Below are 18,071 nucleotides of genomic sequence, written 5' to 3'. Positions count from 1 at the left end.
AGAATATGACACAACAAGATCAATCGATTATCTCCCCCTTGCCAACTGATGCGCTATTAAATGAAAGAGAAGTAGCGTGGAAAGTTCGACTACCTGACGATTATAAGAATTTTATAATGAGAAAAAATGGTTTTCGTCCTTCTAAAAATTTATTTTCTTTAGCAAATAGGTCCTTTTTGATCGAGAGATTCTTGTGTGTATTAGAAAATACAAAAGACAATCCACTTGGCATGTATGACATTGATGTTGTAATGTCCCAACTGGATGAACGTTTGTTTGTCCATGAAGATATTTTGGGGTTTGAGTTGGTCCCCATAGCAGCACTGTTTGGTGGCGACTTTCTTTGTCTAAATTATATAGAGAATCCCGAAAATCCAAGCATTTGTATCTGGTACCACGAGGAATCCTACGAACTGGAGCCTGCTATAGAGTTTGTAGCTAATAACTTTACAGAGTTTTTAGCTATGTTACAGGATTAGCAGCAGGCTAGATATTGATTTAGCAAGAATACGAAGAAACGATTAAAAGACTGATTAACGTAGGTATTCTCAGATGAAAGGTTGATACAATGCTAGAATATAAAAAACACCAGCTAATAGAAAATGGTGAAATTATAAAATCTTTTACATTTGAAATCCGAAATATAATTGAACTAGTTGATGGATGTATTGTTTTATTGGAGGTTCCTTTTGATAATGATATTGAAAAAAATAACATTTTAAGAGTTGATGGTAGTGGAAATATAGTTTGGACGATAGATAATAGTGGATACAGTAATAATATTTATCCCTTTGAACAGATGACTTTGAGCGATGGCTGGCTTTATGCGACTGATTTTTATGGCAGAAGATTAAAAGTCGATATAAAAACGGGGAAAATAGTTGATATGACTCTATCAAAGTAATAGAAGTTTGAGAATTTCGAAAATATGCGGAGGTCTCGCAAATGAGCGAAGGTTACTTACCTACAAGAGATAGTTTAGGTTATCAGAATGTCAAACAAGCTTTAGAGAAAATTTTTTCGATTGACCTTGATACGATTGCCATTCATGAAGGAGAAGATGAAAATTTTAATTTTCCATTCGTGTATAAGGGTTATCATATGACGATGGGGATTTCATCAACAAGTAAAAATAGGCAATTGGAAGCTGGAGAGGGTGGCTTGTTTAACATATGGTTCACTCAAGCTGATGAACAGAGATTTTCAGTCACATTGTTGTCACAGATAATTGATGACAAAAGCATAAAAAGAGTGTATGGCCGTGATGAAGAATCAGTTGAACGGACTTTGAATATATTGAAAGACTTTCTAGATTCTGAAAGAGCGGAAGTTTTATTAAAGAATTGACCAAATAGATTTTAAAGAAAATGATTTCTTTGAGGAGAATAATATTATGGAATTAAATGAAACCGAGAAGTTTGCTGTTGAAACGAGCCGAATGATTCGAACTTATTTCGGGAATAAGATGGATTCTTCTAGCATTTATGATGTTATTGACGAACCAAATCATCATACTTTCAAACTGAAGTTCCGCGTCTATAATTTTGCTGGGGTAAAATTTCAGTACGAGAATGATTTCTTCGAGATTTATGTTTTTTTCAATGGTGATGAGGGTTTACTGCTGTCTAAGGGAAATAGTCGTTACAGTGAAATAAGCGATTGGGATAGTTATTTAAAAAAAATCATGACAAAAATCGAGTCTCATATCCCAGAGAAATATCTTAAAGCCAAGGGTTGGCGATAAAAAAGAAGGAGGTATTGGTATGGTTCAAGAAAGTATGGAAGCTATAAAACAAGAAGTAATTGAACGGATTCAGCGTTTCTTTAGAGATAGGGCCTCTGATGTAACCATTTGTGAGTTGGTTGATGTCCCAAATCATTATATATTACGTCTCATATTTAGAGCCTATGATTACTATTGGGTTCAATTTAATTACGATAATGATTTATGCGGATTCTCTATTGTTTTGAATGATGAATTTGGAGCGTCGCTTGAAAGCAAAATGCGTAGCTATATGGGAACAAAGGATTGGGATAACTACTTAAAAGAAATCATGGCAGAGATTGAATTACGTATTCCCGATGAGTTCTTAAAAGCTAAGGGCTGGTTGTAAGTGAGTAATGTTTAGCTTCCAGCTGATTGATAACTAGCTAAAGTTTGGTTAGTACAAAAGAGAAGATGAATGAGTTTTGAGAAAGAATAAATCAGTGGACATTTGGTAGATGGCAAAGGATATAAGAATGGAAACAATTTATGTAAGTCAAAAAGATATGTTGGAAATCTGTCAAGATGGTGACAAGTATTTCTTGCGTTATCCAACTTTTAATATTACCTGCCCAGAAGTGGTTAGAGAAATCCCCAAAGAAGCTGCAGATAGTTATATGTCTGGAGAACATACTGGCAAAGAGTTGATGAATTATGCAGATTATGGTTTTTGGAAATCTAAAAAACAATATACACAAGAAGAGTCGAATAAAATTTTTATACAAAATAACCCTGACTTAATTTTCAATGATTTATCTTATAACCAAAAAATATTTTCTCCTGAAGAATTTACTCAAATTTCCACCCAAGCTATCGTTTCGAAACTGAAACCTAGCGAACTTGACGCTATTGGTACAGTTGATAGTCATTTAGAGCTTCTTCTGGCGGATCCAGTCGGCTGGCAGGAAGAGATAGAAGCAGTCCATCTGGAAATTCTGCAAGAAAAAATTAACAATTACATTCACTTCATCGAAAGCAAGCAGTATGTGGCACGATATGGTGATAGTTTTGACAAAAAAGTTATCCATATCACATTCCAGCATTCCCCATCTGATAACGGATTGGCCTTTCTCGCAGCGGTTCAGAAAGTGTTGCAACCCACAGATATGAGCTTGAAGGTAGAATTGCCAGAGTAAGAAAGGGAGCGGAAACGCTCTCTTTTTGTGGTATAATGGGACTAGATTTTTAAAATGATTATTTAGCATTTCTAAATAGCGAACTACTCATGCCAACGATTGACACAACGGGGCATTCTTACGATGAGCCTTCTATCTGCGATTGAACGTCAAGGCTATTATGAAATCAAAAAACCACGTGTCTATAAACTAGGCACTAATTAAATTGATGAAATTAAAGTGATTTTTAGAATTAACCAATGGAGTAAATAAATGAAGAAATTTGAAATACCAGAGCCTAAAGATTATCAACATTTTGTCACACATTATAGAGAAGTGATGAGGGAAGGAAAAGAAGATCAGGCTTTTCTAGGTACGGAAGCTTGGTATCGTTTTCGACAACGAGATTCTTATGAACTTGACAGTACAGACATTAGCGTATTAATGGAATATTGCTTATATCCGTTGTATGTGGAAGGTGATAGGGATATAGCGCGCAGAACCTTTAATATCTTGAAATATTTTAGCTTATCAGTTGACCTAGTCAAATTAGATAAGGTGACTGATTATATTTCTATTCAAAACTGGTTTTTAACTGAATATTCTAATCTTCCCTTTGTTATTGAAACAGATGAGTTAGAAAGAAATATTATAGATAGCATTTCAAAATTATCAGATGAGCAGAAACGTACTTATACCTATGAAAGACTCTGTAATGTATTAGACCGTAGTCCATTATACAGACAGTGTGATGAAGAAAAGGTAGAGAAGATTCTCAAGGAATTCAAGGAAAAATACTACAATCCCCCTAAGGTAGTAGAAACCATTAAAACAGTTGAGAAAATTGTACTGGATGTTACAAGTATCGATGCGATGGGTGTTTCTGATGACCATCTGGAGTTGTTGTTGATTGATGAAAACAAATGGATAGAGTCATTAGAAGAGGAACATCTCTTGAAACTTCAAGAAAAACTCAATAACTATATCTACTTCCTCGAAAGCAAGCAGTATGTGGCACGATATGGCGATAGTTTTGACAAAAAAGTTATCCATATCACATTCCAGTATTCTCCATCAGACAACGGTCTAGCATTCCTCGCAGCTGTTCAGAAGACATTGCAAAATACAGATATGAGCTTGAAGGTAGAATTGCCAGATGATGAAACTTTACCAGAGAAGAAGAGCTCATTAGCAGATGTAAGTCAACCCAAACAAGAACAAGAAAAGGTATCTCAAGAGCGATATCTCCAGATTAAGAAAGAATATAAAGTTCGACTAGTATTAGTAGTTTTTCTTTTATTCCTTTCTTTTATACTATATTTGTTTATCATTCTAAGTTTTTCTAGACATATCCCATTTATAGCAACAGTTATGGGGACGGTTATTCCTTTTAATCATTTTCTACTGGTCCCAGTTTGGCAAGAGAAAAAAGCGATAGAAGAGGAACATCCTGAATGGAAGAACCTTAGCACAAGTGAAGTCAAGGTTCCCTCATCAGAATCCAGTAAAAGAACTTTAGCAGCTATTGGAACTATTTTGGCCTTATTCTTATCTTTTGCGATGCTCTACAGACCGGTTAAAGTAAATACGAAAATTCCTACTGCTGAGGAAATTAAAAATATGCCTAGATTTGACAATAACTATACTCCTAAGTCAAAAAGTAGTTCATCCTCTGAACCAGAGTCTAGATCGACAACATCAGATTTGAACGAGACCTCTTCAACTGAAGAAAGTACACAAAGTCAAAATTCAAGTAAGGAGAGTCAAAATTACCCTCACCATATACCTGGAATGAGTGATGAGGAATTAAAGAGGGTCATTGATAAAACATTGAAAGATTTCAATGAGAAACGGGAGAAAGAAGAAAATTCAGAAAAGACTGAGTCAGGAAATGAGTGATGTAAGTACGGAAAATTTGTTGTTGTGAATATAATATAATGGAATACGTGGAGGGTTAGTATGCGTAAAGAATTTCTAGTTTATCAAAACAAAGTATACTCGAATTTTGTGAATTATATAAATGACTATATCCTTCTTTCAGAAGATCCGGCAATGTTGAAAGAAGGCTATTTCCCCTATAGTTCCTATGTAGATGGTGAAGAAGAAGGTCTATACGGGAAGCTTGTGCCTTATAGTGAGGTTAGTCAAAGGTATTTGGTTTGTGATAGTGTCTTGTATAAAGATCATGAATTTGAAATCGCAGGTCACAAGTATGGGGATGATGATTTTACAGCACCCGATTCTTATGTGCGAATATTGGTTTCTGATAAAGAATTTTTAAATGAAAACAATATAGCAGATGGTGCGTCATTGATGGATGATAAGTACGGTCATATTACGTATGCATCAGGAAAAATCCCTGTCAGCGAAGTAACGATTCTACGTCGTAGAAAGAATTTACCAGTAGACCGAAGGAGAAAAATATGAAATCAGTTATTTTTACAATAAAAAGCAACCAATCACTAAGAATTGGTGAGGTGCTTCAAGCAGAACTCTTTGAATGTTACAGCGTTTCTGCTAAGGATGCAGGATTAAAGCCATCTGCAGACTCTCTTATTTCGGATTTCCATTCTGTTCAGTTTGGGGTCAAAGAGAAGTCTAGTTTAGGGTTCCGTCTATCTTTTGATGGTCAAGCCTATCAGGTATCTGTTCCAGATTTGGCGACAGCTTCTGACTGGACTGGGGCCTTGATGTTCTTGAAAACCTTGCTCATTCTCTTAGATGTAACTGTATGTGAACATGATGGTGTGGCGTATGATAAAGATTCTATTCTAGAATTTCATTTCACAGATATTTTCTTATCAGCTCTTTCAGAATTGACTAAGGAAGTAAAAGTCCATCCCATCGTGGAAATTATGGGAGTGAAACGTCCTATTTACATCAATGAACTCTACCTAGGGCAGATTATCCATGTGCCGGACGAGCAACTCTTAAATAGTTATGACCAGCGTTTGCGCTTTACCCAACAGCTGAATGCTTATTACTCTGAGCAGCAAGTTTTTAAAGTAGAGCAGGATGGTGAGGACATCATTATCCCTATCAATTATCTAAATAGTGAAGGACGAACAATCTTACCGGCTCAACCAGAGCTAGAACCTCAATATTTACAAGAGTATCGAGGAAGTAAGGTTGCAGTTGCACGACTGTTTATCATGACAGCCGATGGGGAAAAACTAGCCGAGGTTCCTTATCGACAGTTCTTAGAGTCGTTGACCGAGGGCATCTATATGCTAGATGCCAAGTATGTTCTGGTCGACCCAATTTCTCCTGAAACGTTGCAGAAGTTATCACAAAACTAACGTTCTAAGAAACTTATTAGTCTGTTCAAGATTGAACAGTTTACCATCTGATAGTTTTTTCAGGTGGTTTTCTTTTTCCTTAAGTTCCCCATTTTATTTTTTCTGTATTTATTTTATGCTATAATAAGACAAAGTTTTAATACCATCATTCAACAATAGACCAAGTAAATACCCAGAAATAGGCAGAATAAACCAATGGAGTAAATAAATGAAGGCATATAGACTAAAAAAAGATACCGAGTGGGATATTATGCGGTATAAAAAAGCAATTGAAAATCACAGAGAAATAGATTCTTTCTTAGGTATTGATCCCAAGTATAGAATTGGTCATCGAGATTCATATTATCAAGATATTACAGATACTCATATTTTGATAGAATACAGCCTTTATCCAATTTATGTAGAGGGAGATTTTGATATTCCAGATCGAACTTTTAATATTTTAAAGGAATTAGCTTCTAGTCAGGATATTATACATTTATATCAAGTTGTATCATTTATCAAAAAACAAGAAGATTTACTGGAGGAATATGATACTTTACCTTTTGTCGTTGATGTTGAGAACATAGTACCTATAGTTCTTGAAAGTATTTATAATCTTCCTAATGAGAAAAAGGTTGATTATTACCGTAATATTTGTAATTTAATTGATTCTATGGTGCTTTTCAAAAACTGTGATAAAGACAAAGTAGAATATATTGTTAATGAGCAAAAGAAAGAGGAGAATAAGAATAGAAGAAAAATTAAATCAGTTGCAGAAGTATGGCCAATTGAACTAGACGTTACAAGCATCGATGCAATGGGTGTTTCTGATGACCATCTAGAGTTGTTGTTGATTGATGAGAATAAATGGATAGAGTCATTAGAAGAGGAGCATCTCTTGAAGCTTCAAGAAAAACTTAACAACTACATCTACTTCCTCGAAAGCAAGCAGTATGTGGCTCGATATGGCGATAGTTTTGACAAAAAAGTCATTCATATCACATTCCAGTATTCTCCATCTGATAATGGCCTAGCCTTTCTCGCAGCTGTTCAGAAGGTGTTACAACCGACTGATATGAGCTTGAAGATAGAATTGCCAGAGTAATAAAGGGAGCGGGAACGCTCTTTTTAATTTCTTATGGAATAGCTCTCCAGTATGATATAATGTCATTTAGAAGCACCCAGAGAATATAGGAGTCGAAACCATGCTAGCTATTTGTATTGATTTTATAGGTGATAAGTCAGGGACCTATAAGTTGTTAAGAAATTATTCATCCTTGCCTTTTTCTCTGATTCAAACCAGAATAAACAATCACGATACGTTCATGGAAGTGGATATTCTAGATCTGGATGAATTAAAAAAGGTTAGAGAATTAATCGGTCAGTTAACTGCCATTGGAACTATTGTTACCATTAAGGATTCGACTGGTATTATCACCTTAGAAACAGTAAATAATCTTATTTCCACCTTTGAAGAGATTGCGGCTGAAAGAGAAGAACTGGATGCCCTGATGTTTGAGGAGGAAGAGTGAGTGCCATGTTTTTCAGTGGATCCCAAGTGAGTTTTTAGTAATAAAAGGAAAATCGATGAATGATAATAGAGATTTATTGCGCTTCTTACAGGAGTTGATATACGGTCTTGTAGATCTTATCAGTGAGAAAGAATATCAGGAGTTTGTCCTTGATGCCTTAAAACTTTCCAAACAGGAGCTTGATAAAGAGAGTGATTTTTGTCCAGATATTTTATACAATCGACTGGAAAATATGGACGAGCTGGATATCTTGACATTTCAGGTGTTGGATAAGAAAACCAATCCACTAGTGTGGAACTGTATCGCTAATTTCTTTGTCCTAGTTTGTCACTACTCATATATTGCTTCTGAGGAGGTTTACCTGCCACAAACGATTGAAAGTGCCGACGAGGACATACTTGAGGCTCTTTCTTCAAGTTACAAACAAATCCTAGCTGAAAATAGGGAGCTTATTTCACAAATAACTGGTCCAGAAATAGAAGGATATTTAAAGGATGAGCTCGTTAAAAACTATTTTGGTTCACTATTTTTATCAGATGAGAATGAATAGGCTATTCGTTCAAGTATAGATCAGGAGAGGATATGCTTACGAGTTATTTTATGTTGATTTTTGCTGAAGCAATTGTAAACCGTATGAAAACACGATACAATTCTCAAATTCGAACTGCCTTGGATGCATGTTGGAGTTTTTTGGAGAATAGAGATAAAAGGGGAGAGGAACTTTATCGCCTTTTAGATGATGGGACAGACTTCAGTGGAATATTTATCTACATGTAGTTAGATGAAAATGAAGCGAATGGTCTCTTGTGGGACAACATTAGCTATGCAATAGGTGTGACTGCTAAAGAAGCTTTTGAGTTTGAAAACAAGAAAGAGCTTCCTTCTCCCTTGGAAAACATTGAACCGGAACTACTTGATGTCTTTATTGATAATTTAAAAGATATTAGCATGGATCTTTATCATCACGTCGAAACAGTAAAAATTTTCATCAATAGAAATCCATATCCATCAAAAGAGTATGCCCTAAAAGCACTAGATAAGATGGGCTTACTTAGATGAATTGATTGGAAGATTTGGCGAAAAATCAAAAAGAACACCCCAGAAGTTAGAGTGTCATCTCTACCTTTTGGGGTGTTGTTTATTTTCTATCCTTAAGAATTTTACAATACCCAGGTACGAATAGCATGGGCAACGCCAGATTCATCATTTGTTTTGGTAATGTATTTGGCGATTTTTTTGAGTTCTGGATTTCCATTTTCCATGACAACGGGATTTCCAACGACTTCGAGCATGGCACGGTCATTTTCTTCGTCGCCGATCGCCATGGTTTCATCTTTGGTCAATCCGAGTTTTTCAGCTAGGTGAGTGATAGCTGAACCCTTGTCTACATTCTTTTTAAGGAGTTCGAGGTAGAAAGGAGCTGATTTGTTAATAGAGTAACGCTCGTAAAATTCGGCTGGAATCTTTTCAATCGCAGCATCGAGAATCTCTGGTTCATCGATAAACATACATTTGACGATTTCCTTGCCAGCCATTTCTTCAGGAGTGCGGTAAAAGATGGGCATGCTGACGAGGGTTGATTCGTGAACTGTGTATTTTCCGATATTGCGATTGGCAGTATAGATACCGTCCTTGGTAATAGCGTGCATGTGAACACCGAGCTTGCGACTGAGAAATTCCATATCCAGATAATCCTCATAGGTCAAGGATTCGCTGATAATCTCATGGCCAGTAGCAGTTTCTTGAACAAGGGCACCGTTGAAGGTTACAACATAGTCACCCTCATCTCTCAATTGCAAGTCGTCCAAAAGTTTGGCAACGCCTGCGATAGGACGACCCGTTGCAATCACGACTTTGACACCAGCTTCTTTGGCATCTTGGATGGCAGAAAAGACTTCCGGAGTGATTTCCTTTTTACTGTTAACCAGGGTACCGTCGATATCGACGGCGATTAGTTTAATACTCATAAATTTCCTCTATTCATTCTTATTTGGGGTAAAATGATCGTTCTCAATCAAGTGTAAAAATTGCTGGGTGATACTTGCGAAGATGCTGTTTTGGTCCAACATTTCTTTTGGAAAATAGAAACGATTGTCACCGTGGCGACTGCCAGCAAGGGATTGGACGATAGGGGACAGGCTAGAGAGTTCTGCCAGTTCACCATTTTTTTGTAAAATTTCAATCTGAGTCCGTGGATTTTCAGATTCGGGACGATAGATATCATAAGGGAGGTCAAAGTTCTTATGAATAGCAGTATAGTAGTCTGGATCAAAACCGATTTCTTCAACCAGTTGTCTCATGGTTGCGAGTTGGTCTTGGTCTTTTTCTGAAAAAGTAATGGATTTAAAGACCTTGCGGTTGACAAAACGTTGCGACAAGTCTGCGAGAATCTTGTCAGGACTGCTCATCCAGAGTTGGAAGTAGGTATTCATCACGCCGTCATCAAGTGCCAGATAGTCAGATAGAGTAACTTTTTTTTCAAAAAAAGGTAGCAAATGTGGAGAAGTGCGTGCAAAGAAGTCCTTGTCCTCAGGGTAGAGTTCCTTAGCACGCTTGAGAAGATTCTGTAGGAGAACTTCCATGGCACGTGTTGCTGGGTGGAAATAAACCTGCATATACATCTGGTAGCGACTGAGAACATAGTCTTCGATGGCGTGCATGCCATTGCGCTGAAAGGCGATGCCATTTTCGATAGGGCGAATCACTCGGAGGATGCGAGTCAGGTCAAATTCCCCATAAGATGCTCCTGTAAAATAGGAGTCGCGCAAGAGATAGTCCATGCGGTCCGCATCGATCTGACTAGAAATGAGCTGCACGACCTGCTTGTTAGGATAGGTATGATCGATGACACTGGCAACTTTTTTTGGAAAGTCAGGCGCTACTTGTAGCAGAACTTGGTGAATCTCTGTCTCAGGACTTTGGATGATTTCCTGGGTAATAGCTTCATGATCTGTATCAAAGAGATGTTCAAAAGTATGGGAGTAGGCACCATGCCCAAGATCATGAAGGAGCGCAGCGGTCATGGTCAAGAGAGACTCAGCAGGATCCCATTCTTCAGGATATTTTTCTTCAAAAATCTCTGTGATACGACGAGCAATCTCATAGACCCCCAAACAGTGGGAAAAGCGACTGTGTTCGCCACCATGGAAGGTATAGCTGGAAGTTCCTAGTTGCTTAATACGGCGCAGACGTTGAAATTCTTTTGTATTGATCAAGTCGTATATGACCTGATTGTTTACATGGATGTAGTTGTGAACTGGGTCACGGAATACTTTTTCGTTCATATGACCATTATAGCAAAATCCTGCTCTTTTTGGTAAAATAGTAGGACAAGAGACAAGAAAGAGGATTTGATGTGAAGATTCGGATGCGCAATACGATTCAGTTTGATGAACAGTTGGAAGTCATAGACCAACTTTATGACGTGGAAGTGCGTGAAAAGGGCGATTATAGCTATCTGCTTTTCTACAATGAGGAGAAGGAAAAAGTGGTTCTCAAGTTTCATGAAGAAGAACTGGTGATGACCCGTTTCTCGAGTCCCAAAACTATCATGCGTTTTCTAAAGGATAGCGATAGTTTAGCCTATATTCCTACACCTATGGGCATGCAGGAATTTATCATTCAAACGAATCACTATGAACTGGATGGGCAAAAGATTGAATTAGCCTATCAACTGCAAAACCAAGAGGGACACCCCTTTGCCAGCTATCAATTAGAAATTACTTGGGGATAAGAAAAAGGTTGGCGGTAGCCAACCTTATTTGATATAGAGTTCTTTATTTTTTAGGACAATTTCACGCACGCTTGCAAATTTTTTGAGTTTTTTAAGTTCTTCAGGATGGGTTACCAGAGTGATAACATAGCCTTCTTTACCCATGCGACCTGTACGGCCAGCACGGTGGGTATAGGTTTCCATATCTCTAGGGACGTCGAAGTTGACAACACATTCCAAGCTATCAATGTCAATACCACGAGCCAGAAGGTCAGTTGCAAGGAGCAGGGTTAGCTGCTTATCTTTAAACTTTTCTAAGATAACTTTTCTAAATTTCACATTGACATCGCTAGCGAGGGAAACAGCTAAGATATCGCGATACTGTAGTTTTTCCTCCGCACTTCCAAGATCTGATAGGCTATTAAAGAAAACTAGTCCTCGGAAATCCTCTACATGAGCCAATTTTCGTAGCATATCAACGCGGTGACGTTGGTCTACCTGCATGTAGAAATGTTGAATGTTGTCTAACTTTTGGTCAGAGAGATCAATGGTGCGCGTGTTTGGTGCAATCTTTTCTTGGTCAAACTTGGTCGTCGCACTCATGTAGATGAGTTGGTGGTCACGAGGTGCGTAGTGGGTGATTTTCTCAACAAAGTGAATCTGAGAATCATCGAGCAATTGGTCAAATTCATCCAGAATGATGGTTTCTACATTCATCATCTTGATCTTTTTCAATTTAATCAACTCAAAGATACGGCCAGGAGTACCGATTAGAATTTCTGGTCCTTTTTTGAGGCGTTCAATCTGGCGTTTCTGACTCGAACCTGATAAGAAGAGCTGAGCAGTTAAGCCGATAGCCTCTGACCACGTTTTACATACATCAAAAATCTGTCCAGCTAGTTCTGTATTTGGTGCTAGGATCAAGAGTTGCTGGGCTTTTTTCTTTTGTAGTCTGAGAAGACTTGGCAGGAGGTAAGCTAGGGTCTTACCAGTTCCTGTTGGGCTCACTCCTAGGAGGTTTTCTCCAGCTAGTATAGGCTCAAATAGTTGAGTTTGAATGGGGGTAAATTCTTGGAAACCGAGTTGGTCACTCAATTCCTGCCATTCAGTCGGTAGTTTGGTTTTCATTTTTCTGCCTCAAATCTAATGCCAGCAGTCTGGCGCATGGTATACAGTAAATCATGAACAGAGCCTGCATCATCCAGCCAGTTCTGGTAAAGTGTCTGGTCTGGTTGCTGGATCATCTGAGCAAACGCAGCAACTTCCTCAGTCATCGTATGAGAAGCCTGTTGGATAGGGAGCTGAACTTGATTTCCTTGGTGGTTGGTAAAAATAGCTGAACGGATATGCTCAATCGTGTTGAGGGTCAAGGTTCCATCTGCTGTATAAATCTCGCAAGGAAGATTGGAAGTGATGTTTTTCCCAGCCTTGATATGAACTTGATAGTCTGGGTAGAAGAGGATACCATCTCCATTTAGGTCAATGCTATTGTCAAGCTGTTGAGCCTGATAGGTCGCGTCCTGAGCTTTTCCAAAGAGGCGAATGGCAGCGTAGAGGGGATAAATCCCCAAGTCCATAAGGGCTCCACCAGCAAAACGATCTGAAAAGACATTTGGCGTCTGTCCAGCCAATAAGTCAGGCATCTTGGAAGAATACTTGGCATAATTGAAATCTGCTCCCAACACTTGCTTGTCTGCTAAAAAGTTTTTGATAGTAGTAAAAGCTTCCTCGTGGTAGTTTCGTGCTGCTTCAAAGATAAAACAATTATTTTTCTCAGCTGTCTGTCTCAAATCCAGCCACTCTTGTGGCTGAGTGACAGCTGGTTTTTCAAGAATGACATGCTTGCCAGCAGACAAGGCAGCCTTTGCTTGAACAAAATGCAAGGAGTTTGGACTGGCGATATAGACCACATCAAAAGAAGATTTAAAGAAGTCTTCTACTTGATCAAAGAGTTGGATATCCTGATAGCGGGAAGCAAAGGTTGCGGCTGTTTCTAGTTTTCTAGAATAGACAGCGACCAGCTGGTATTCTCCGCTGGCATGGGCTGCTTCTATGAAATGATAGCTGATAGCTCCTGTTGCGATAACACCTAATTTAAGCATAAATACTCCTTTTCCGACTTCAAATCCTTCCTTCATTATAACATAGAAAAGAAGGACTATCCAACAGATGGTAAAAATTTTCAAATGGGCTACGCATTTTTAGGAGAAAGTGGTACAATATTGAAATGAGTAAATGAAACTGAATTGGGAGAGAAAATGAGATTATTACCAATAAGAAAAATATCACGTCAGTCTAAGCGACTAGCGCTTTTTTTGACTTTTTGTGCAGGATATGTCGATGCTTATACCTTTATCGTGCGAGGGAACACCCTTGTCGCTGGACAGACTGGGAATGTGGTTTTTCTTTCTGTAGGACTTATTCAACAAAATGTATCGGACGCCAGTGCCAAAGTAATGACCTTGTTTTCCTTTATGATGGGTGTCTTTTTTCTGACATTGTATAAGGAAAAACTACGAATTGTTAAAAAGCCGATTTTGTCCTTGATTCCACTTGCAGTCTTGTCCCTAATTATAGGCTTTGTGCCGCAAACGGTTGATAATATCTATCTCGTACCGCCCTTGGCCTTTTGTATGGGACTGGTGACAACTGCTTTTGGAGAAGTGTCAGGGATTGCCTATAATAATGCCTTTATGACAGGGAATATCAAACGTACCATGTTGGCTTTTGGAGATTATTTTCGGACCAAGCATACGCCTTTTCTACGAGAGGGCTTGATTTTTGTTAGCTTGCTTAGCAGTTTTGTCTTCGGAGTTGTTTTTTCAGCTTATTTGACGATTTACTATCAGGAGAAGACAATTCTAGGTGTTCCTTTTATGATGAGTATCTTTTACTTCAGCATGCTTTTTGCTTTTTGGAGGAAAAAAGGGAAAGAAAAAGCTTAATTTTAATTGATTTCACTTGTAAGAAAAAAGAAGATATGCTATACTTGAAGAGTTGACTATGCACAGTCCTGTGCAACCGCACGAACATCGTTTGCTCGTTGTATAACAAATTTAAATTTTGTTATACTTAGAGCTCTTCTTTTAAGTGGTTCGTCCCACGATGCTAGGCGAGTCTTCACAATAATACGGGGAAACCCTAAAAATCATAGGAGGTGCATAATGAGCACATACGCAATTATCAAAACTGGCGGAAAACAAGTTAAAGTTGAAGTTGGTCAAGCAGTTTACGTTGAAAAATTGAACGTTGAAGCTGGTCAAGAAGTTACTTTTAACGAAGTTGTTCTTGTTGGTGGTGAAAACACTGTTGTCGGAACTCCACTTGTTGCTGGAGCTACTGTAGTTGGAACTGTTGAAAAACAAGGAAAACAAAAGAAAGTTGTTACTTACAAGTACAAACCTAAAAAAGGTAGCCACCGTAAACAAGGTCACCGTCAACCATATACAAAAGTTGTCATCAACGCGATCAACGCTTAATTTTAAGGAGAACACATGATACAAGCAGTCTTTGAGAGAGCCGAAGATGGCGAGCTGAGGAGTGCGGAAATTACTGGACACGCCGAAAGTGGCGAATACGGCTTAGATGTCGTGTGTGCATCGGTTTCTACGCTTGCCATTAACTTTGTCAATTCCATTGAGAAATTTGCAGGCTATGAACCAATCTTTGAATTAAACGAAGATGAAGGCGGCTATCTAAAGGTTGAAATACCAGCGGATCTTCCTTCACACCAGAGAGAAATGACCCAGTTATTCTTCGAATCATTTTTCTTAGGTATGGCAAACTTATCGGAGAACTCTTCTGAGTTCGTCCAAACCAGAGTTATCACAGAAAACTAACACGGAGGAAAACATTATGTTAAAAATGACTCTTAACAACTTGCAACTTTTCGCCCACAAAAAAGGTGGAGGTTCTACATCAAACGGACGTGATTCACAAGCGAAACGTCTTGGAGCTAAAGCAGCTGACGGACAAACTGTAACAGGTGGATCAATCCTTTACCGTCAACGTGGTACACACATCTATCCAGGTGTAAACGTTGGACGTGGTGGAGACGATACTTTGTTCGCTAAAGTTGAAGGCGTAGTACGCTTTGAACGTAAAGGTCGCGACAAGAAACAAGTTTCTGTTTACCCAATCGCTAAATAAAAAGGTCCAGTGAACCTTTTTATCCCGAGCCTTGAAATGAGAAGGCGAGGAAGCTAGAAGTAGCATTAAATAAGGCTTTCCGAGTTTTCGGAGAGCCTATTTTTTTGTTTTGATACCCATTTTGAATTTAATAGAGAATAGTTAGATTTAAACTTGCGATGGACACTTTTTTCTTTTTTGGAAAAATTCTGAAATATGGTATAATGAACAGATAGAGAAGTTGGGGGTAAAAGATGAACATTCAACAATTACGCTATGTTGTTGCTATTGCGAATAGTGGTACTTTCCGTGAAGCTGCTGAAAAGATGTATGTTAGTCAGCCGAGTCTGTCTATTTCTGTGCGCGATTTGGAAAAAGAGTTAGGCTTTAAAATTTTCCGTCGGACGAGTTCGGGAACGTTTTTGACCCGTCGTGGTATGGAATTTTATGAGAAAGCGCAAGAATTGGTCAAAGGATTTGATGTTTTTCAAAATCAATATGCCAATCCTGAGGAAGAAAAGGATGAATTTTCTATTGCCAGCCAGCACTATGACTTCTTGCCACCAACCATTACGGCCTATTCGGAACGTTATCCTGATTATAAGAACTTTCGTATTTTTGAGTCTACTACAGTTCAAATATTAGACGAAGTAGCCCAAGGGCATAGTGAGATTGGAATTATCTACCTCAACAATCAAAATAAAAAGGGCATCATGCAACGGGTTGAAAAGCTTGGTTTAGAAGTTATTGAACTAATTCCTTTCCAGACTCACATTTATCTTCGTGAAGGACATCCTTTAGCAGAGAAAGAAGAACTGGTCATGGAGGATTTGGCTGATTTACCAACCGTTCGTTTCACTCAAGAAAAGGATGAGTACCTTTACTATTCAGAGAACTTTGTCGATACCAGTGCTAGCTCCCAGATGTTCAATGTGACCGACCGTGCTACTTTGAATGGTATTTTGGAGCGGACGGATGCTTATGCGACTGGGTCTGGATTTTTGGATAGTGACAGTGTTAATGGCATCACAGTTATTCGTCTCAAGGATAATCTAGATAACCGCATGGTCTACGTCAAACGTGAGGAAGTGGAGCTTAGCCAAGCTGGGACTCTTTTCGTTGAGGTTATGCAAGAATATTTTGATCAGAAGAGGAAATCATGAAAAAAAGAGGAATAGTGGCAGTCATTGTACTGCTTTTGATTGGGCTGGATCAGTGGGTTAAAGCCTATGTTCTCCAGCAGATTCCACTGGGTGAAGTGCGTTCGTGGATCCCCAATCTCGTTAGCTTGACCTATCTACAAAATAGAGGAGCAGCCTTCTCTATGTTACAAGACCAGCAGTGGTTTTTTGCTATCATTACCTTGGTTGTCATGGCAGGTGCCATATGGTATCTACATAAGCACATGGAGGACTCTCTCTGGCTGGTTTTTGGACTGACTTTGATCATCGCGGGAGGCCTGGGTAACTTTATTGACAGAATGAGTCAAGGTTTTGTGGTGGATATGTTTCACCTAGACTTTATCAACTTTGCGATTTTCAATGTTGCTGACAGCTATTTGACAGTTGGTGTCATTGTTTTATTGATTGCAATGCTTAAAGAGGAAGTAAATGGAAATAAAAATTGAAACTGGTGGGCAACGTTTAGACAAGGCCTTGTCAGAACTGACAGAATTGTCACGCAGTCTCGCTAATGAACAAATTAAGGCTGGACAAGTCTTGGTGAATGGGCAAGCCAAGAAAGCCAAATACACTGTCCAAGAGGGGGATATCGTCACCTACCATGTGCCAGAACCAGAGGTTTTAGAGTATGTGGCTGAGGATATTCCGCTCGAAATTATCTACCAAGATGAGGATGTAGCCGTCGTCAACAAACCTCAAGGGATGGTGGTCCATCCGAGTGCCGGTCATACTAGCGGAACCTTGGTCAATGCCCTCATGTACCATATCAAGGACTTGTCAGGTATCAATGGAGTTCTCCGACCGGGCATTGTTCACCGCATTGACAAGGATACGTCAGGTCTCCTCATGATTGCTAAGAATGACGAGGCACACTTGGCACTTGCCCAAGAGCTAAAAGATAAGAAGTCTCTACGTAAATACTGGGCAATTGTTCACGGTAATCTGCCAAATGATCGTGGTGTCATTGAAGCACCGATTGGTCGGAGCGAAAAAGACCGTAAGAAACAGGCTGTGACTGCTAAAGGGAAGCCAGCTGTGACCCGTTTTCAAGTCTTGGAACGCTTTGGAGATTATAGTTTGTTAGAGTTGCAACTAGAGACAGGACGTACCCACCAAATCCGTGTCCATATGGCTTATATCGGTCATCCAGTCGCTGGTGATGAGGTCTATGGTCCTCGTAAGACACTTAAGGGACATGGGCAATTTCTCCATGCTAAAACTCTAGGTTTTACCCATCCGAGAACAGGTGAAACCTTGGAGTTCACAGCAGATATTCCAGAGATTTTTAAAGAAACGCTGGAAAGATTGCGTAAAACTGAGAATAGATAAAAGAGTTGAGATGCCTTGTCTCAACCTT

The 18,071-nt window shown here is 38.8% G+C and carries 23 protein-coding genes, 3 pseudogenes and 1 other annotated feature; of the genes and pseudogenes, 21 read left to right on the top strand and 5 right to left on the bottom strand.

Going from position 1 to position 18,071, the window contains the following annotated elements; translation table 11 throughout:
• The first annotated feature begins 5 nt into the window (after nucleotides 1-5).
• From SOR_RS06130 to SOR_RS06070, 13 genes and pseudogenes are all read left to right on the top strand, one after another.
• Entirely contained in the window at nucleotides 6-479 is a 474-nt protein-coding gene (locus SOR_RS06130) for an SMI1/KNR4 family protein (RefSeq protein ID WP_000193663.1), read from the top strand.
• 89 nt (nucleotides 480-568) lie between these two features.
• Nucleotides 569-904 (top strand): hypothetical protein, encoded by a 336-nt coding sequence (locus SOR_RS06125; protein WP_000895374.1) that lies wholly within the window; start codon nucleotides 569-571, stop codon nucleotides 902-904.
• Between the two features lie 41 nt (nucleotides 905-945).
• Nucleotides 946-1,347, top strand: a complete 402-nt coding sequence (locus SOR_RS06120; protein ID WP_001289188.1) for a hypothetical protein — start codon at nucleotides 946-948, stop codon at nucleotides 1,345-1,347.
• Between the two features lie 46 nt (nucleotides 1,348-1,393).
• The gene (locus tag SOR_RS06115) at nucleotides 1,394-1,744 is read left to right on the top strand and encodes a hypothetical protein (RefSeq protein WP_000422386.1); all 351 of its coding nucleotides are present in this window, start codon (nucleotides 1,394-1,396) and stop codon (nucleotides 1,742-1,744) included.
• Nucleotides 1,745-1,763: 19 nt separating this feature from the next.
• Nucleotides 1,764-2,114, top strand: coding sequence for a hypothetical protein (locus tag SOR_RS06110; RefSeq protein ID WP_000249645.1), 351 nt, complete (start codon nucleotides 1,764-1,766; stop codon nucleotides 2,112-2,114).
• 127 nt (nucleotides 2,115-2,241) lie between these two features.
• Nucleotides 2,242-2,901 carry a DUF6572 domain-containing protein gene (locus SOR_RS06105; RefSeq protein WP_000448092.1) on the top strand — a complete coding sequence of 220 codons (660 nt, stop codon included), beginning with the start codon at nucleotides 2,242-2,244 and terminating at the stop codon, nucleotides 2,899-2,901.
• Between the two features lie 252 nt (nucleotides 2,902-3,153).
• Nucleotides 3,154-4,038: pseudogene (gene ifs, locus SOR_RS06100) on the top strand (NAD glycohydrolase toxin immunity factor); the annotation flags it as partial.
• An 801-nt stretch (nucleotides 4,039-4,839) separates the two neighbouring features.
• Nucleotides 4,840-5,307: a hypothetical protein gene (locus SOR_RS06095; protein ID WP_001224336.1), complete on the top strand. Its 468-nt coding sequence runs from the start codon at nucleotides 4,840-4,842 to the stop codon at nucleotides 5,305-5,307.
• The gene (locus SOR_RS06090; protein WP_000843671.1) at nucleotides 5,304-6,179 is read left to right on the top strand and encodes a DUF4299 family protein; all 876 of its coding nucleotides are present in this window, start codon (nucleotides 5,304-5,306) and stop codon (nucleotides 6,177-6,179) included. The genes SOR_RS06095 and SOR_RS06090 overlap by 4 nt, the downstream gene beginning before the upstream one ends.
• 208 nt (nucleotides 6,180-6,387) lie before the next feature.
• Nucleotides 6,388-7,266 carry an NAD glycohydrolase toxin immunity factor gene (ifs, locus tag SOR_RS06085; RefSeq protein ID WP_000649384.1) on the top strand — a complete coding sequence of 293 codons (879 nt, stop codon included), beginning with the start codon at nucleotides 6,388-6,390 and terminating at the stop codon, nucleotides 7,264-7,266.
• A gap of 100 nt (nucleotides 7,267-7,366) precedes the next feature.
• Nucleotides 7,367-7,693, top strand: coding sequence for a hypothetical protein (locus SOR_RS06080; RefSeq protein ID WP_000879597.1), 327 nt, complete (start codon nucleotides 7,367-7,369; stop codon nucleotides 7,691-7,693).
• Between the two features lie 55 nt (nucleotides 7,694-7,748).
• Nucleotides 7,749-8,243, top strand: coding sequence for an Imm6 family immunity protein (locus tag SOR_RS06075; RefSeq protein ID WP_000999422.1), 495 nt, complete (start codon nucleotides 7,749-7,751; stop codon nucleotides 8,241-8,243).
• 32 nt (nucleotides 8,244-8,275) lie between these two features.
• Nucleotides 8,276-8,752 (top strand): annotated as a pseudogene (locus tag SOR_RS06070) (Imm6 family immunity protein).
• Nucleotides 8,753-8,853: 101 nt separating this feature from the next.
• Here the strand turns inward: SOR_RS06070 and yidA are convergent.
• The gene (gene yidA / locus SOR_RS06065) at nucleotides 8,854-9,660 is read right to left on the bottom strand and encodes a sugar-phosphatase (protein WP_000023484.1); all 807 of its coding nucleotides are present in this window, start codon (nucleotides 9,658-9,660) and stop codon (nucleotides 8,854-8,856) included.
• A gap of 9 nt (nucleotides 9,661-9,669) precedes the next feature.
• Nucleotides 9,670-10,977 carry an HD domain-containing protein gene (locus SOR_RS06060; protein WP_001003521.1) on the bottom strand — a complete coding sequence of 436 codons (1,308 nt, stop codon included), beginning with the start codon at nucleotides 10,975-10,977 and terminating at the stop codon, nucleotides 9,670-9,672.
• Between the two features lie 71 nt (nucleotides 10,978-11,048).
• Between SOR_RS06060 and SOR_RS06055 the strand changes: the two genes are divergently transcribed.
• Nucleotides 11,049-11,426: a YwiB family protein gene (locus SOR_RS06055; protein WP_002875584.1), complete on the top strand. Its 378-nt coding sequence runs from the start codon at nucleotides 11,049-11,051 to the stop codon at nucleotides 11,424-11,426.
• 24 nt (nucleotides 11,427-11,450) lie between these two features.
• On the opposite strand, the gene SOR_RS06050 is transcribed toward SOR_RS06055, so the two are convergent.
• Complete coding sequence (locus SOR_RS06050; protein WP_000850571.1) at nucleotides 11,451-12,533, bottom strand: DEAD/DEAH box helicase; 1,083 nt, start codon at nucleotides 12,531-12,533, stop codon at nucleotides 11,451-11,453.
• Complete coding sequence (locus SOR_RS06045) at nucleotides 12,530-13,507, bottom strand: Gfo/Idh/MocA family protein (protein ID WP_000915869.1); 978 nt, start codon at nucleotides 13,505-13,507, stop codon at nucleotides 12,530-12,532. The genes SOR_RS06050 and SOR_RS06045 overlap by 4 nt, the downstream gene beginning before the upstream one ends.
• A gap of 156 nt (nucleotides 13,508-13,663) precedes the next feature.
• On the opposite strand from SOR_RS06045, the gene SOR_RS06040 reads away from it, so the two are divergent.
• From SOR_RS06040 to rpmA, 4 genes are all read left to right on the top strand, one after another.
• On the top strand, nucleotides 13,664-14,350 hold the full coding sequence (locus SOR_RS06040; RefSeq protein WP_001238357.1) for a YoaK family protein: 687 nt from the start codon (nucleotides 13,664-13,666) through the stop codon (nucleotides 14,348-14,350).
• A 64-nt stretch (nucleotides 14,351-14,414) separates the two neighbouring features.
• Nucleotides 14,415-14,535: a sequence feature (ribosomal protein L21 leader region), on the top strand.
• A 34-nt stretch (nucleotides 14,536-14,569) separates the two neighbouring features.
• On the top strand, nucleotides 14,570-14,884 hold the full coding sequence (gene rplU, locus SOR_RS06035; RefSeq protein ID WP_000109141.1) for a 50S ribosomal protein L21: 315 nt from the start codon (nucleotides 14,570-14,572) through the stop codon (nucleotides 14,882-14,884).
• Nucleotides 14,885-14,899: 15 nt separating this feature from the next.
• Entirely contained in the window at nucleotides 14,900-15,244 is a 345-nt protein-coding gene (locus SOR_RS06030) for a ribosomal-processing cysteine protease Prp (protein ID WP_000613703.1), read from the top strand.
• A gap of 16 nt (nucleotides 15,245-15,260) precedes the next feature.
• Nucleotides 15,261-15,554 carry a 50S ribosomal protein L27 gene (rpmA, locus tag SOR_RS06025; RefSeq protein WP_000916509.1) on the top strand — a complete coding sequence of 98 codons (294 nt, stop codon included), beginning with the start codon at nucleotides 15,261-15,263 and terminating at the stop codon, nucleotides 15,552-15,554.
• Nucleotides 15,555-15,699: 145 nt separating this feature from the next.
• On the opposite strand, the pseudogene SOR_RS10350 reads toward rpmA, so the two are convergent.
• Nucleotides 15,700-15,795, bottom strand: a pseudogene (locus tag SOR_RS10350) (AraC family transcriptional regulator); the annotation flags it as partial.
• On the opposite strand from SOR_RS10350, the gene SOR_RS06020 reads away from it, so the two are divergent.
• Genes SOR_RS06020 through SOR_RS06010 form a run of 3 tightly spaced genes read left to right on the top strand, consistent with a single transcriptional unit; the run spans nucleotide 15,788 to nucleotide 18,043 of the window.
• The gene (locus SOR_RS06020) at nucleotides 15,788-16,696 is read left to right on the top strand and encodes a LysR family transcriptional regulator (RefSeq protein WP_001025727.1); all 909 of its coding nucleotides are present in this window, start codon (nucleotides 15,788-15,790) and stop codon (nucleotides 16,694-16,696) included. The pseudogene SOR_RS10350 and the gene SOR_RS06020 sit on opposite strands and share 8 nt — an antisense overlap.
• Complete coding sequence (gene lspA / locus SOR_RS06015) at nucleotides 16,693-17,160, top strand: signal peptidase II (RefSeq protein WP_000745689.1); 468 nt, start codon at nucleotides 16,693-16,695, stop codon at nucleotides 17,158-17,160. The genes SOR_RS06020 and lspA overlap by 4 nt, the downstream gene beginning before the upstream one ends.
• Nucleotides 17,144-18,043, top strand: coding sequence for an RluA family pseudouridine synthase (locus SOR_RS06010; protein ID WP_000403232.1), 900 nt, complete (start codon nucleotides 17,144-17,146; stop codon nucleotides 18,041-18,043). Before lspA ends, SOR_RS06010 begins: the two co-directional genes overlap by 17 nt.
• Nucleotides 18,044-18,071: the final 28 nt, after the last annotated feature.

It is taken from the genome of Streptococcus oralis Uo5 (assembly GCF_000253155.1).
GTDB classification, from domain to species: domain Bacteria; phylum Bacillota; class Bacilli; order Lactobacillales; family Streptococcaceae; genus Streptococcus; species Streptococcus oralis_L.
The sequence above is the reverse complement of the archived record's forward strand: the minus strand, read 5'-3'. Positions and strand labels throughout refer to the sequence as shown.